This is a genomic window from Pseudoalteromonas sp. C2R02 (assembly GCF_018860845.1).
Lineage (GTDB): Bacteria > Pseudomonadota > Gammaproteobacteria > Enterobacterales > Alteromonadaceae > Pseudoalteromonas.
Map to the genome: position 1 here is coordinate 88,312 of NZ_JAHKQC010000033.1, position 13,667 is coordinate 101,978.

The following is a 13,667-nucleotide window of genomic DNA, read 5'->3' on the forward strand; positions in this document are numbered from 1 at the left end:
TAATGAAGAAACTTTTTAAAGGTTTTGCTGTTGCTGCAGTACTATCAGTTTCTGCTGGTGCAGCATTAAATGCTCACGCAGATACAGCTTCTCTAGATAAAATTTTAGAGCAAGTAAAAAAAGATCGTATCTCTGAAGGTAAAATTAACAAGCAACGTGAGCAAGAATTCCTTTCTGCTCGTGCTGACAAAAAAGCTTTGCATAATAAAGCAAAACGCGAACTAGCTGCTGAAAAAGCACGTGGTGAGCAGCTTAAAAAGCAATATGCACAAAATGAAATTACTTTAGCAGAAAAAGAGCAAGCGCTTGAAAATGCTAAAGGTACACTTGGTGAAATGTTTGGTGTTGTACGTCGTGCTGCATCTGAAACAATTGGTTCAATTGAAGCTTCTTTAGTAAGTGCTGAAAAACCAGGTCGCGAAGTAGTATTACGTTCATTAGCAGAAGCTAAAAAACTTCCTACAACTCGTGAACTTGAAGAGTTATGGATTGCACTTCAAACTGAAATGACTGAGTCTGCTAAAGTATCTAAATTTGATGCTGAAGTTGCTCAACTTGACGGTGCAACTAGCATGATGCAAGTTACTCGTATAGGTAACTTCAACTTAGTTAGCGATCAAGGTTACTTAATCTACCACCCAGAAACTAAGCAAATCCAACCTTTAGGTCGTCAACCAGACGGTCACATCGTAGGTTCTGCTTCTGATTTAATCTCAGCTTCAGCTGGTTCATACTCAGGTTTCTACTTAGATCCAACTCGTGGTTCAATCCTTCGTCTTAACACGCAAAAAGCGACGCCAGAAGACCGTTTCCACCAAGGTGGTACAGTTGGTTACGTAATCGCAGTGTTATTAGTTGTTGGTTTCCTAATTGGTTTCGTTCGTTTAGCTGCACTTACTGTTATCGGTGGCAAAATGAAAGCACAACTTAAGAATGTTAACGCACCAAGTGAGAAAAACCCACTAGGTCGTATTCTTAAAGTTTACAGCGACAACAAAAACCAAGATGTTGAAAACCTTGAGTTGAAACTTGATGAAGCTATCATGAAAGAAACTCCAAGCATTGAAGCTGGTATCAATATTATCAAGATTTTCGCAGCTATCGCTCCGTTACTAGGTCTACTAGGTACGGTTGTTGGTATGATCGAAACTTTCCAACAAATTACTTTGTTTGGTACAGGTGACCCGAAAATCATGGCTGGTTCAATCTCAATGGCTCTAGTAACAACTGCTCTAGGTCTAATTGCTGCACTACCATTAATTTTCTTACACGCTGTTGTACATGCGCGTAGTAAATCAATCGTGCACGTTCTTGAAGAGCAAAGCGCTGGTATCATCGCAGCTCACGCAGAGAAGGAAAAAGCCTAATGTTATTCCTGATAGAGTTATGGGAATCTGTCAGGGATTTTGTGGCTACAGGCGGCCAAGTACTTTATGTGGTCGCGATAGCACTTTTCATTATGTGGGTATTAATGATAGAGCGTTATTGGTTCTTAACTACCGAGTTTCCTCGTATGAAAAAAGGAATAATCGCTAGTTGGGATGCCCGCCAGGATACTACATCCTGGTACGCACACAGAATTCGTGAAGCATGGATTTCTGAAGCGTCCGAAAATTTAAGCCAGCGTATGTTGTTGATTAAAACTTTGGTAGCTGTTTGTCCTTTAATCGGACTGTTAGGTACTGTAACTGGTATGATCGCTGTTTTTGAAACAATGGCAAACCAAGGTACAGGTAACGCACGTTTAATGGCAGCTGGTATATCAATGGCAACAATTCCGACTATGGCTGGAATGGTTGCGGCGCTATCTGGTGTATTTTTTAGTACACGTCTTGAAGCTAAAGCGAAAGTTGCTCGCGCTTCATTAATTGATAGTCTGCCACATCACTAGAGAGAGATTTAAATATGGCACGTAAACAACGTTTTCGTGAAGAAGAAGACGCTGCAGTAGATATGACACCGATGCTAGATATCGTTTTCATCATGCTGATCTTCTTCATCGTGACTACTTCATTCGTTAAAGAAGCGGGTATTGAAGTCAATAAACCAAAAGCAGCACAAGCAAGTAAGCAAAAAAATGCAAATATTTTTATTGCTATCAATGCACGTGGTGAAGTTCATATGGACAAGAGTGTTGTTGATATCGAACGTGTATCTGCGAAACTTGAAAGTTTATTAGCTGAACAGCCTACTGATGTTGTAATTATCCAAGCGGATAAAGAAGCAAAACATGGTATCGTTGTTAAAGTAATGGATGCTATCAAGACGACAGGTGTTTCTAGAATTTCTATTGCAGGAGTTCCTTGATGATTCGTTTTCTGTTTTCACTTATTGCAGGTGGGGCAGTTACTTTCGGCTTGTTCTTTTTCATGGCCTTTCTTATCTCCAGTGGAGATAAGAGAGCTGAAGATGAAAAAGAAAAAATCATAGTCGAAATTATGACGAATCCGCCTGAGTCGAAGGTGCAGCAGCGTAGACGTGTTCCGCCTCCGCCGCCGCCGCCGCCAAAGCAGCCGCCTAAGCCGCAGCCACCACAACCGGACAACAGTACACCTGATGCCGGAGCCTTGTCATTTAATATGCCAAGCATCAATGTAGGTGGTTCAGCTGGAGGACTGAGTGGTCCAGGTGCTTTTGGTCGTGATGGTGATGCTACACCTATCGTTCGAATTGAACCTAAATACCCAGTGCAAGCTGCACGTGATGGTAAAGAAGGTTGGGTACAGTTATCTTTCACTATCAATGAACTTGGTGGTGTTGAAGATGTTAAAGTTATAAACGCTGAACCAAAACGTATATTTGACCGCGAAGCAAAACGTGCTCTACGTAAGTGGAAGTACAAGCCTAAAGTTGTTGATGGTAAAGCCATGAAACAGCCAGGCCTTCAAGTTCAATTAGACTTTAAAATTAACCAAGGTTAAGGAGGAATAGAAATGAAAAACTTGTCAAAAGTAACAGCTCTTGCCCTGCTTATCTCTTTGGGTGGTTCTGTTGTTTCACCTACAGCTATGGCTAAGCCTAATTACGAAGAAATTGAAAAACGTAAAAAAGCTAAAACCAAAATAATGGGTGAGCGTACAGGTAAAAAAGTAGTTAAAGCATTTGATCTTTATAATGAAGAAGATATAGATGGTGCACTTGCTCTTTTACTTGAACTGAAACCTTCTAATGCATTTGATAAAGCAACAGTTAATTTTTACTTAGGGCAGTTAAATGCTCAAAAAGAAAATTATTCTGCAGCTGTTAAATACATGAAACTGGCTATTTCTGAAGATGTTCTTAACTTTAAAGACCAAGCTCAATCTATGAAATTGATGGGTGATTTGTATGCAGGTACTAAAAAATACAAAGAAGCTAAAGAAATTTACATGGATTGGATGGACTTTACAGGTGAAGAAGATGCCAATGTTTACATCCGAATTGCACAAGCTAACTACGAGCTTAAAGCATTTAAAGATGTAATTGCACCAGCAGATCGTGCCATTGCGTTGGAAAAACCTGATGACCGTAAAAAAGCACCATATGATTTAAAAATCGGTGCTTTTTATGAGCTAAAAGACTACAAAAATGTAGTTAAAGTTGCTGAAACTGTACTTAAAACTTGGCCAGAAATGCCTAAGTCTTGGACTCAGTTAGGTAAATTTTACATGCAAGTTGAAGACTATAAAAAAGGTCTTTCAACCATGGAAATGGCTTATAAAAACGGTCACTTTGAAACAGAAGTTGATTATAAAATATTAACTAGCTTCTATTCTCTTAACGAAATCCCTTACAAAGCCGGTGCATTATTTGAAAAGGCAATGAAAGAAGATAAAGTTAAGCGCACTAAGCAAAATGTTATGGCGATGGCAAGTTACTTCCATCAGTCAAAAGAGATTGCTAAGGCTTCAAAGTACTACCAAGAAGCAGGTAAGTTTGATAACGATGCTGAACTGTATCGTAAATCAGGCGCGTTATTGCTACAGAGCGAGAAATTCTCACAATCTGTTAAAGCATTAAACAAAGCTCTTGAGTTAGGTTCTAAAAAGAAAGGTCGTATTTATGCTGATTTAGCTGATGCTTATTTCCAGCAAGAAAAATACAAGAAAGCTTATTCTGCAATTATGGAATCAGCTAAAGATCCTAAAACACGTAAGTTTGCGAAAAGTTGGTCTTCTTTTATTAAAGAAAAAGCAGCACGTAAAGGCGTTAAGATCTAAAGTTAACTTTTGTTAACTCAAAAACCCTATTCATTTTTTGAATAGGGTTTTTTGTTTTTATAAACCTAAAAATGACTAATGCAGCCCATGGATTGAATAGGCATTACACCCTTGAGACTCCGCTTCTTTGAGTGTATTGGCTGTTTTAACAAATATATCTTCTAAAGGTATATCGTATGTTGGTAAAACATTTGTCGCACCTACAGTCAAATTGATTGATACAGATCTTAACTTAATGCGCTTTTCTATATTGCTTTGTATTCGTTGAACAATAATATTTGTTCCAGCCTCATCTAAATCAAATAAGCCAATTGCAAAAAAATTGTCATCAAATCGGCAAATTATATCGCTACTACGATAGGTTGAATCCTGCAATAAATGTGCTATTTCGATGAAGCAGTCTTTATCTATCCTGTTTGAAGTACTTATATGTGGATTTAAGAATAATATGGATAAAGTAGATTTATCTCTGATTAATCTATGCCATTCCCTGTTTAGTATTTCCATAAAATATGCTTGATTGTATAATCCTGTATCACCATCTCTAAATGATGCATTTTGAAAAGAAAATATCATAGGCCACCCTTTAATTAACCCTCTTAAATAAGGTTAGATTAGCTTGAACAAAATTACTCAATTTTTAATAATTTTTTTATTACCTGTATTAGTTGCATGTAATGATGCACACATACCGAAAAGCAAAAGTACTAAGGGTTCAATAGAACAATTGAAGGTATTAAATCATTTGTTATTACCATCTGATGTAGTGCTAAACCAAAGTATTGATTACCCATTTGATGAAACATATTTAATGAAAAGGCATCAAATTTATACTGATTTATCCTTTTTTGAAATATCAAGTGGAACAGGTGCGAAAGCAGAATTAGATTATTTGATGATACAACAGCGCTTTCCTGAGCGTTATTTTCCGTGGCCATCAGCTATCAATGTGCTTGATACCGTGCTAACTAATACCTCAACGACACAAAACTCTGCTTTGTTATCAGATGCGACAATTTGGCTGAGGTTCGTTCAGACTAGATTAGAAGAGGCTACTAAGAGTAATATTAAACTTAATAAGATGGCGCATTCAGATTTAATCGCTCGAATTACATTAGTGAATGAGAAACTAAATAATGTAAATATTAAAGAAAGTACTGAACTGACAGAGTTTAGAAGTGCCTTAGAGCAGCTAAAAACATATGTCTTAAAATATAAACCAAGAAACATGTTAGGGCTACGACAAATGCCAAATGGGGTTGATTGGTACCAGTCTAAGTTAAATTACTTCTTAGGTGGTGTTAAGGCGCCAGATGAATGGCTAATCGCAATACAAAGTGAATTAAAAAGCTTAGAAGGCGAAAATGTAGTAGCAATTGATAAAATGTCTGACGCTGCACTACAAAAACAATTAAATGAGGCCGGATTTATATTACCGCAACCTTTATTGACAAGTTTAGTTTCACAATTTGGTATAGAGATTTTAAATGTAAAAGTAAACGGGTTAGATTGGCAGCAGGGTTATATCAATTACAATGAAACGTTTGAAGCTTTATATGAAAAACCAGGGAGCATACACAGTAATTTTAAATTATTTTGGCTTACAATTGCTGAAATCGATTTAGGTATTCATTATCAAGGTTGGGGTTTAAAGCAAGCTCAGCATGTATTAAATAAACGTTTTGATTTAACTGAGGATGAAGTGACTTCACTCATAGAGCATGTTGTATTTTATCCTGGTCAAATCATGTCAGGTGCAAAAGGTTTACTAGAAAAAAAATAGTTCAATAAACGGGTTGTTCTGGGCTGTTTAATTTTTATGATATTAATTAAACAGCTGATTTGTCAGCACAAGGCAGGCATCTTTGTTCTGTTGGGTCCTGTTCCAATTTTAATAGTGAAATAGCGTCTTCACAATCAGCGCAAATGCCATAAACGCCTTGCTCAAATTGACATAAAGCTGCTTCGACCTTGTTTAATCTAATTACTTTTTTATTTAATGTCGGGTAAATTTTATCTTGTAATAGCTCTATCCAGTTAATATCAGGGGTTGCTTTTAATTTGAGTGCTATTTCACGTTCGAAAAAATGTTCTGATTGACTTAAATCTTGTAAAAGTTCGGCTCTTAGTCTTTTTGCTTCCTCTGTTAATCTATTCTTAAATAGCATTAAAGAATGCGGCATAAGTAAATTTCCTCCTATTTCGTAATAACGATCACTGAAGGTAACCGTTGTTTGTATTTACGAATTATAGAAGGCAGTCTTATAATCTTATTATGATGTAAATCAATTAAATGATCTTTGCATGCTCTTTTAGCATGTTTAAAACATCATCCTTTAATTTTAAGCGTTTTATATCATTAAATAAATCATTCGCTTGCGGGTATGTTAGCAATAAAAACCTCAGCCACTGTTTCGTTCTAGAGGAAAAGTATTTTTCTTTTTTAGGTTCTTCATTGTGCATTGAAGAATTAATAATATGAACTAATATACTTTGCCAAGATAATTCCGTGTACTCTTGAGATAAATTAGCACACGATATTTGCTTAGCCAGATCCGGTTTAGCTAATGCACCACGACCTAACATAACATCAACACAGCCACTTCTTAATTGGCACCTTTTATAATCATCTAAATTCCAAACTTCACCATTAGCAATAACTTGCATGGCGTGAGGTTTATCCATCAAAGGTTTTATTTTTTCCCAATATGCAGGCGGACGATAGCCGTCTTTTTTAGTTCTTGCATGAATCGTAATGGTATTAGCGCCGGCTTGATTTATTGCATCAAATATTTCTTGCGATAACGTATCATCGTCAAAACCTAAGCGAATTTTAGCTGAAACTTCATTACTTAAAGGAACAGCTTCTCGTACTTTTTTTACTATTTCATATATATGCTCAGGTGTTTTTAGTAAAACTGCGCCGCCTTTACTTTTATTCACTGTTTTTGCAGGGCAACCAAAATTGAGATCAATGCCATGAGATCCAAGCTCTGATGCGACAATTGCATTTTCAGCTAAGTAATTTGCATCTTGACCTAAAAGTTGTACTCTAACAGGTGTACCGGCTCTTGTTTTACCTTGAGTAAGCAGCTCAGGGCAGTAACGGTAATATACTTTTGGTGATAATACTTGATCAACAATACGAACAAATTCTGTCACACATAAATCGAAACCACCAATGTCAGTAAGTAGTTGTCGCATATTAAAATCAACTACACCTTCCATAGGTGCTAAAATCAGTTTCATAAAGGGATCTGAGTCAGTGAAATAAGGTTGGGGATTTTACAGATAACTGCCATTTTGATAAATGATTATTTGGTTTTGGTGTCATATTTAACAAAAATTAGAATAATTTAAAAAATTTAATATAATTAATTTGAAAGATAATTATCTAAGACTAGGTCTTCATAAGTAATACACATTTTGTGCAAGTAAATTTAAGTAAAAGGGAAATCCAATATGAAAACATTAAATAAGAAATCTATCTCTCTAACATTAGGTGCTGTTGCTATTGGAGCTTCAAGCTTAGCGTCTGTGAACGCGCAAGCAAACCCTTTTGAAATGAAAACAATGTCCGCCGGATACCAAATTGTTTCTGCCGAAGGTAAATGTGGCGGCGATATGAAGAAAAAAGAAGGAAAGTGTGGCGAAGGTAAGTGCGGCGGTGACATGAAGAAAGCCAAAAAAGAAGGTAAATGTGGCGAAGGCAAGTGCGGCGGTAACATGAAGAAAGCCAAAAAAGAAGGTAAATGTGGCGAAGGCAAGTGCGGTGGCGACATGAAAAAAGCTAAAAAAGAAGGCAAATGTGGCGAAGGTAAGTGCGGCGGTGATATGAAGAAAGCCAAAAAAGAAGGTAAATGTGGCGAAGGTAAGTGCGGCGGCGACATGAAAAAAGCTAAAAAAGAAGGCAAGTGTGGCGAAGGTAAATGCGGTGGTGACATGAAAAAAGCCAAAAAAGAAGGAAAATGTGGCGAAGGTAAGTGCGGCTCTCATAAATAAACAATGATTTTATTTTATACTGGCCAGTTTATCTGGCCATTTTTTTAGGTAAGTTTTATGAATAAGAATACACCTTTATTAGGTTTGGCTGGGCTTGGCTTACGTAGAGAAATGCTAGATGAAATGATTGATAATTATCCTTCTGATGTCGATTTTTTAGAGATAGCACCTGAAAATTGGTTGATCTTAGGCGGCGCTTTTAAAAAAAACCTTAAAAAACTGACTCAAAAACATAACTTTGTATGCCACGGATTATCGCTTTCAATTGGTTCTCCTGAACCCCTGGATATTGAGTTTGTAAAACAATTAAAACCTTTCTTTAAAGAACATAATATTAAACTTTATAGTGAACATTTAAGTTACTGTTCGGGTAAAGGTCATATGTATGATTTAATGCCGATCCCATTTACACAGGCAAGTGCTATCTATGTTTCGGATAGAATAAAACAAGTTCAAGATATTTTAGAGATGAAAATAGCCATTGAAAATGTCTCGTATTATGCTGCTCCTGGTCAGGAAATGTCAGAGATAGACTTTTTAAATCAAGTATTAGAATTATCAGATTGTGATTTATTACTTGATGTAAATAATATCTATGTTAATTCAATTAATCATAAATATAATGCGATTGAGTTTTTAAAAGCATTGCCAACTAAACGCATTGCTTATGGTCATATTGCTGGTCATTATGATGAAGCAGATGATCTACTGGTTGATACTCATGGAGCCGATGTTATTGATCCAGTTTGGTCTTTATTAGAAAAAGCTTATGAATTCCATGGTGTATTTCCAACGTTATTAGAACGTGATTTTAATATCCCACCTATTGCTGATTTATTAATAGAGGTTAATAAAATAAAATCAATTCAACAAACATTTAATTCGCCATTACAGCCAAGTTCAGTTTTAAATACTACTGACATTGTAAATAAAATAGCGCAGGTATAATTATGTCTCATTTTAAAGACGTGCAAGCGCAATTTATGGCTCACATAAAAGACCCCGATCATATAGCAGCTCCTTCTGATATAGAACCAAGAAGAATGGCTATTTATAGCGAGTTATTTTTCAACAATATTGAAGGCTTTATTACTTCTGCTTTTCCTGTTCTAAAATCTTTATATGATGAAGATGATTGGCTGGTTTTAGTCAGAAAATTCTTTATTGAACATAATTGTAAAACACCATACTTTTTAGAAATTTCACAAGAGTTTATTGAGTATCTAAGTCACCAGTATCAAATGACAACACATGATCCGATATTTATGCTTGAGTTAGCACATTATGAGTGGGTAGAGCTAGATATTTCAATTAGAGATGAAGATGAGTCATATACAAACTTTGATCCTGATGATTTAGATATCACACCGTTATCTTTGTCCCATTTAGCTTGGTCTTTAAGCTATCAGTTTCCGGTACATACAATAAGCCCTGAAAATCAACCACAAAGCATACCTGAAGAACCTAGTTATATAATTGTTTTTAGAGATTTAGAAGACGAAGTGGGTTTTATTGCTATCAACGGCATGACCGCACTTATGCTGCAGATAATAAATGAAAACCCGAATATAAAGTTCGAAGCTTTATGTGAAGCATTACAAAGCCAAGTTCAATCGTTATCTTTAGATATAATAAAGCAAGGTGCTGTAAGTATATTAACCGCGCTGATAGAGCAAGGCGTTTTAGTTACCCAAAAATAAACGATACTCTTTTTTATGCAGTAAATATTTAAATTTTAGTGCTGTGCGTTATAAAAAATACATCTGACAGTTAGATATTTATCAATATCATTAAGCAAGGGTATATGGATACAGTGTATTAAGTGTCCTGATAGAGCAAGGTGTTTTAGTTACCCAAAAATAAATTATAATACTTTATTGATTATCAGAATTGCTCTATTATTGCGCCGCGTCTGTGTTTAATCAATAAAGGTAGTAAATAATGAGTCAGCAAGGTGAATTTAAAGACCCGTTTAATTTTAAATATTTTTTAGTTTTTCTAATTGTATTTGCTGGAGTGGGTTGTTTGAATGCAATTTTAGGATGGTATAAATTACTGTCTGTATAGTGCTATTTAATAACTGCTGTAGGTTGATTTAGCATGAATGTTTGCTAGTAAAAACTCAACCTACAGGGTTACTTTCGATTCAAATATATTTCAATATATTCAGTTACCTGTTCTTCTAAGCTTTCTTCAAATTGTGACTTTACTTGATTAAATATTGCCAAATATGAAGCAACTTTTTCATTGCTTAAATTTCTTGTATTAATTTTGTATTCCCACTCAGGTAGCGTCTTATCAAATCTAGGCACAAACATATAACTTGCATAGGGTAGTTCTGATATTTTTGAATTTGCAAATTCGCAAAAACCTTCAATCAAATCTATGCCTGTAGGACCTAGACATCCAGGCTCTAAGCGGAATAAAACATTCAATTTTTTTTCTTTTGGTAGCTCAGTCACAGTATCACCTATTTATTACTCTTTAATAGAGTAGCTTTTATCTGTTCAAAGTGAAACTGCTTGAGCCTGTTTTTAATTTATTTTTGGCTTGGTAATCAATCCCTGTTTCATGACCTAACTGTTTTAGGTATAGCGCCATGAACTGCCAACGAGTTTGAGCTTCAATGGATCCTGCTGGCGTTTTCATGGTATCAACTAGACCTTGTAACTTAACAAAGAAATGATCTATACAATACTTCTTATCATCAAGTGGTCTATTTGAGCCAAAAGGGTCCTCAAAATGATAAAGCTGACTTTCCCATGTTGCACCTAACATTAAGCACCGAGACATGCCTACAGCGCCTAATGCATCTAAGCGGTCAGCATCTTGTACAACTTTAGCTTCTAATGTTTTAGTTTCGATATTTGCTGAATAACTGTGGGCAGCAATGGCATGATGAATGGCGTCAAAATAGTGTGCTGGATATTTTATTTCTGTTAGGTACTCAATGGCACGATCAGCACTTAAAATAGAGCCTTTAGCACGAAGATTTGATGTTTTTGGCACATTGACACAATCATGTAACCAACAAGCAGGCAAAACGATATTTATGTCAGCGTTTTCTTTGTTAGCTAAAGCGATACCACTGGTAACAACTCTTTGTATATGGGCTATATCATGAGCTGGGTCTTGTTGCATTTGCTCAGTTACAAATGCTTTAAATTGCTTTTGCCAATGGATTAATTCAGCTTGATTCATCATTACTACCACTTACTTTTAAATACGATTTTTAGGTTGGATTTTACGGCTAATATAACTTATTTAGTTTTATATAACTGAGAACTGCTTTGGGCAGTAGTTGATTGATTGAATTTGTTTCATTCAGATTATTTCGGATGTGAGTTGAGGCGATATTAAATTCAGGTGTATCTAAGAAGAAAGCTTTACCTGATTTTATCTCTTTTAAGTCACTTTGATATGCTGTTGTTGCTTGATTTAAATAATCGAGTGTTTCTTGGCTTGGTGAAAACGTTTGTCCTGGTCTTTTACAAATAACTAAGTGGCAAAGTTGGGTGATTTCTTGCCAATGATACCAACTACTTAAAGTATTTAGAGAGTCCATGCCAATTAAAAATAATATACTTTGATCTGGAAACTCTTGTTTTAACTCTCGTAAACTTAGAACCGAATAAGAGGCTCCTGTGCGTTTTAGCTCTCTATCATCTAAAGCAAAGAGGTTATTATCTTTGATAGTCAAGTTGACCATATGAGCGCGGTGTTCAGCACTAATATTTGATAATGATTTGTGCGCAGGGGTTGCACAGGGCATAAAGAAGAGTTTATCTAGTTGAAGTTGCTTTACACATTCCTCTGCAATATTCAAATGGCCTAAATGAATTGGATCAAATGTACCGCCAAAAATACCTATCATATTAGTCTTCTTTATAAATTGGCAAGGGAGGATTAAATGCTTGCGTAAAGCTGATGCCAATATGCGCCAATGCCTGCCAGGGCGATACAAGTGTGCCACTTTTAAAACCAGTATCAAATTGTGCCAGTAAAACTAAAATATGTTTTAGTTGTGAAAAAGGGATGCGATTTAATGCATTCTGGTATAGCACTTGTTTGTTTTTCCACACATTATGCGCTTTAAATACTTGGTTAATATTTTCACCTGACTGAATTGCATTGCTCATTTCAAACAATTGTTGTGCGTCTCGGGTGATAGCCCAGCTAACACTGGCTACTTCATTATGATTGCTTTTTAGGTTGCTAATAATGTCTATAATGAGTTTTAAATTACCGTTTAGCAAGGCATCAGATAAATCAAAAATATCAAACTTAGATTGATTCCTTAATACGCTAATCAAATGCTCTTTGGTAATTGCATTGCTGCCGTAAAGTAATACTAGCTTTTCAAGTTCTTGATGTGTCGCTAATAAGTTGCCTTGAGTAGACTCAAGTAAAAATTGTTTAGCTTGTTGATCAAGTACCAAGGATAAATTTTGGCATTGTTGATTTAGCCAAGTATTAAGATTATTAGCGGTGATTTCATAACAAGGTATAAATAAACCATCTTTGTCCAAGGCTTTAAACCATGCAGATCTTTGAATATCTTGTCCTGCTTTATTGCCTTTAATAATTACAATACAATCAGGGTTAATATGTTGGGCTAAAGATTTTAAGGCGTTTGAGCCTGTTTGTCCGGCTTTTTGATCGCCTAGTTCAATTTCAATAATACGTTTATCACTAAACAATGACAGACTATTATATTCTTGTGTAATTTCATTCCAATCAAACTGAGGTAAGATGCTAAATTTTAAAACTTCATTAAAGCCTTGTTTTTTTGCATTGTTTCGAATGTCATCAGTGCAGCTTTGTACTTGAAAGGGTTCTTCACCCATCACTAAATAAAATGGGTTTAGCCCTTTATTTAACTGTGTTTTTAGTTGGTTAACATAACAGCGCACAACTAACGTACGCCATTATTTTTGATATTAAAGATCATAATTGAGAAAGCTCTCTCACTATTCTATGGCTCGCTTGCAATCTCATTTCAGTCAAAATAATATCTAATTCTTTTGCTTTTGCTAACGCTTTGTTTGGATCGTCTTGATAAGTACGGTAAAGCTCAAAGTTGTGTTTTACTGTATCTTGACCAGGGCGGAACACTTGATAAGCAACATGATAGGTAAGTTCATATTCTGCTACTTGGCCATTTTTAAATAAAGACAATGTACGTCTATCTAGTTTGTCTTTATTTAATACCAAGTGAGGGCTATTAGCTTGTCTACCAATCGCATCTTCAGATAAATCTACGTTAGCATTTACCAGCTGTTTTTTAAGTTGACGATATAACGCAGAGTTTGCGTCATCGGCTGTCACTGTAAGGTATTTAAACTCCTGCGGTAAAACAGACGCCTTTTTTAACTTAAAGCCACAGCCTGATAGCGCAACAGAGCATAGCAAAACGGCTATGATCTGTTTGTAATACGTTGTTACTTTATCAAAAAGCAAAGGCAT

17 protein-coding genes are annotated in these 13,667 nt (G+C 35.7%); 9 read left to right on the plus strand and 8 right to left on the minus strand.

Features of this window, described 5'->3' with window-relative positions:
* The first annotated feature begins 2 nt into the window (after window positions 1-2).
* From KO527_RS13160 to KO527_RS13180, 5 genes are read left to right on the plus strand one after another with little or no spacing between them, the layout of a single operon-like run.
* Window positions 3-1,367, plus strand: a complete 1,365-nt coding sequence (locus tag KO527_RS13160; protein WP_216040751.1) for a MotA/TolQ/ExbB proton channel family protein — start codon at window positions 3-5, stop codon at window positions 1,365-1,367.
* Window positions 1,367-1,891 carry a MotA/TolQ/ExbB proton channel family protein gene (locus tag KO527_RS13165; protein ID WP_095367851.1) on the plus strand — a complete coding sequence of 175 codons (525 nt, stop codon included), beginning with the start codon at window positions 1,367-1,369 and terminating at the stop codon, window positions 1,889-1,891. Before KO527_RS13160 ends, KO527_RS13165 begins: the two co-directional genes overlap by 1 nt.
* A 14-nt stretch (window positions 1,892-1,905) precedes the next feature.
* The gene (locus KO527_RS13170) at window positions 1,906-2,307 is read left to right on the plus strand and encodes a biopolymer transporter ExbD (protein WP_042145850.1); all 402 of its coding nucleotides are present in this window, start codon (window positions 1,906-1,908) and stop codon (window positions 2,305-2,307) included.
* Complete coding sequence (locus KO527_RS13175; RefSeq protein WP_042145848.1) at window positions 2,307-2,921, plus strand: energy transducer TonB; 615 nt, start codon at window positions 2,307-2,309, stop codon at window positions 2,919-2,921. Before KO527_RS13170 ends, KO527_RS13175 begins: the two co-directional genes overlap by 1 nt.
* A gap of 12 nt (window positions 2,922-2,933) precedes the next feature.
* Window positions 2,934-4,199: a tetratricopeptide repeat protein gene (locus KO527_RS13180; RefSeq protein ID WP_216040752.1), complete on the plus strand. Its 1,266-nt coding sequence runs from the start codon at window positions 2,934-2,936 to the stop codon at window positions 4,197-4,199.
* A 75-nt stretch (window positions 4,200-4,274) separates the two neighbouring features.
* Here KO527_RS13180 and KO527_RS13185 read toward each other — a convergent pair whose 3' ends face one another.
* Complete coding sequence (locus KO527_RS13185; protein WP_216040753.1) at window positions 4,275-4,775, minus strand: diguanylate cyclase; 501 nt, start codon at window positions 4,773-4,775, stop codon at window positions 4,275-4,277.
* A 43-nt stretch (window positions 4,776-4,818) separates the two neighbouring features.
* On the opposite strand from KO527_RS13185, the gene KO527_RS13190 reads away from it, so the two are divergent.
* Window positions 4,819-5,982, plus strand: a complete 1,164-nt coding sequence (locus KO527_RS13190; RefSeq protein ID WP_216040754.1) for a DUF885 domain-containing protein — start codon at window positions 4,819-4,821, stop codon at window positions 5,980-5,982.
* A gap of 46 nt (window positions 5,983-6,028) precedes the next feature.
* Here KO527_RS13190 and KO527_RS13195 read toward each other — a convergent pair whose 3' ends face one another.
* Window positions 6,029-6,382, minus strand: coding sequence for a TraR/DksA C4-type zinc finger protein (locus tag KO527_RS13195; protein ID WP_216040755.1), 354 nt, complete (start codon window positions 6,380-6,382; stop codon window positions 6,029-6,031).
* Between the two features lie 106 nt (window positions 6,383-6,488).
* Window positions 6,489-7,448, minus strand: a complete 960-nt coding sequence (locus KO527_RS13200) for a tRNA-dihydrouridine synthase (RefSeq protein ID WP_216040756.1) — start codon at window positions 7,446-7,448, stop codon at window positions 6,489-6,491.
* A 213-nt stretch (window positions 7,449-7,661) separates the two neighbouring features.
* On the opposite strand from KO527_RS13200, the gene KO527_RS13205 reads away from it, so the two are divergent.
* From KO527_RS13205 to KO527_RS13215, 3 genes are read left to right on the plus strand one after another with little or no spacing between them, the layout of a single operon-like run.
* Window positions 7,662-8,201, plus strand: coding sequence for a hypothetical protein (locus KO527_RS13205; RefSeq protein WP_216040757.1), 540 nt, complete (start codon window positions 7,662-7,664; stop codon window positions 8,199-8,201).
* A gap of 57 nt (window positions 8,202-8,258) precedes the next feature.
* Window positions 8,259-9,149: a DUF692 domain-containing protein gene (locus KO527_RS13210; RefSeq protein WP_216040758.1), complete on the plus strand. Its 891-nt coding sequence runs from the start codon at window positions 8,259-8,261 to the stop codon at window positions 9,147-9,149.
* Between the two features lie 2 nt (window positions 9,150-9,151).
* On the plus strand, window positions 9,152-9,901 hold the full coding sequence (locus tag KO527_RS13215; RefSeq protein ID WP_216040759.1) for a putative DNA-binding domain-containing protein: 750 nt from the start codon (window positions 9,152-9,154) through the stop codon (window positions 9,899-9,901).
* Window positions 9,902-10,336: 435 nt separating this feature from the next.
* Here KO527_RS13215 and KO527_RS13220 read toward each other — a convergent pair whose 3' ends face one another.
* From KO527_RS13220 to lptE, 5 genes are read right to left on the minus strand one after another with little or no spacing between them, the layout of a single operon-like run.
* On the minus strand, window positions 10,337-10,663 hold the full coding sequence (locus KO527_RS13220; RefSeq protein WP_216040760.1) for a hypothetical protein: 327 nt from the start codon (window positions 10,661-10,663) through the stop codon (window positions 10,337-10,339).
* Window positions 10,664-10,700: 37 nt separating this feature from the next.
* Complete coding sequence (locus tag KO527_RS13225; protein ID WP_216040761.1) at window positions 10,701-11,402, minus strand: HD domain-containing protein; 702 nt, start codon at window positions 11,400-11,402, stop codon at window positions 10,701-10,703.
* Between the two features lie 49 nt (window positions 11,403-11,451).
* The gene (gene nadD / locus KO527_RS13230) at window positions 11,452-12,075 is read right to left on the minus strand and encodes a nicotinate-nucleotide adenylyltransferase (protein WP_216040762.1); all 624 of its coding nucleotides are present in this window, start codon (window positions 12,073-12,075) and stop codon (window positions 11,452-11,454) included.
* Window position 12,076: 1 nt separating this feature from the next.
* Window positions 12,077-13,114, minus strand: a complete 1,038-nt coding sequence (gene holA, locus KO527_RS13235; RefSeq protein WP_216040763.1) for a DNA polymerase III subunit delta — start codon at window positions 13,112-13,114, stop codon at window positions 12,077-12,079.
* Window positions 13,115-13,148: 34 nt separating this feature from the next.
* Window positions 13,149-13,667: an LPS assembly lipoprotein LptE gene (gene lptE / locus KO527_RS13240; protein WP_216040764.1), complete on the minus strand. Its 519-nt coding sequence runs from the start codon at window positions 13,665-13,667 to the stop codon at window positions 13,149-13,151.

Coding starts and splice junctions, on each gene's coding strand:
- KO527_RS13160 (WP_216040751.1), top strand. CDS start 3: ATGAAGAAACTTTTTAAAGGTTTTGCTGTTGCTGCAGTACTATCAGTT.
- KO527_RS13165 (WP_095367851.1), top strand. CDS start 1,367: ATGTTATTCCTGATAGAGTTATGGGAATCTGTCAGGGATTTTGTGGCT.
- KO527_RS13170 (WP_042145850.1), top strand. CDS start 1,906: ATGGCACGTAAACAACGTTTTCGTGAAGAAGAAGACGCTGCAGTAGAT.
- KO527_RS13175 (WP_042145848.1), top strand. CDS start 2,307: ATGATTCGTTTTCTGTTTTCACTTATTGCAGGTGGGGCAGTTACTTTC.
- KO527_RS13180 (WP_216040752.1), top strand. CDS start 2,934: ATGAAAAACTTGTCAAAAGTAACAGCTCTTGCCCTGCTTATCTCTTTG.
- KO527_RS13185 (WP_216040753.1), bottom strand. CDS start 4,775: ATGATATTTTCTTTTCAAAATGCATCATTTAGAGATGGTGATACAGGA.
- KO527_RS13195 (WP_216040755.1), bottom strand. CDS start 6,382: ATGCCGCATTCTTTAATGCTATTTAAGAATAGATTAACAGAGGAAGCA.
- KO527_RS13200 (WP_216040756.1), bottom strand. CDS start 7,448: ATGAAACTGATTTTAGCACCTATGGAAGGTGTAGTTGATTTTAATATG.
- KO527_RS13205 (WP_216040757.1), top strand. CDS start 7,662: ATGAAAACATTAAATAAGAAATCTATCTCTCTAACATTAGGTGCTGTT.
- KO527_RS13210 (WP_216040758.1), top strand. CDS start 8,259: ATGAATAAGAATACACCTTTATTAGGTTTGGCTGGGCTTGGCTTACGT.
- KO527_RS13215 (WP_216040759.1), top strand. CDS start 9,152: ATGTCTCATTTTAAAGACGTGCAAGCGCAATTTATGGCTCACATAAAA.
- KO527_RS13225 (WP_216040761.1), bottom strand. CDS start 11,402: ATGAATCAAGCTGAATTAATCCATTGGCAAAAGCAATTTAAAGCATTT.
- nadD (WP_216040762.1), bottom strand. CDS start 12,075: ATGATAGGTATTTTTGGCGGTACATTTGATCCAATTCATTTAGGCCAT.
- lptE (WP_216040764.1), bottom strand. CDS start 13,667: ATGCCTTTGCTTTTTGATAAAGTAACAACGTATTACAAACAGATCATA.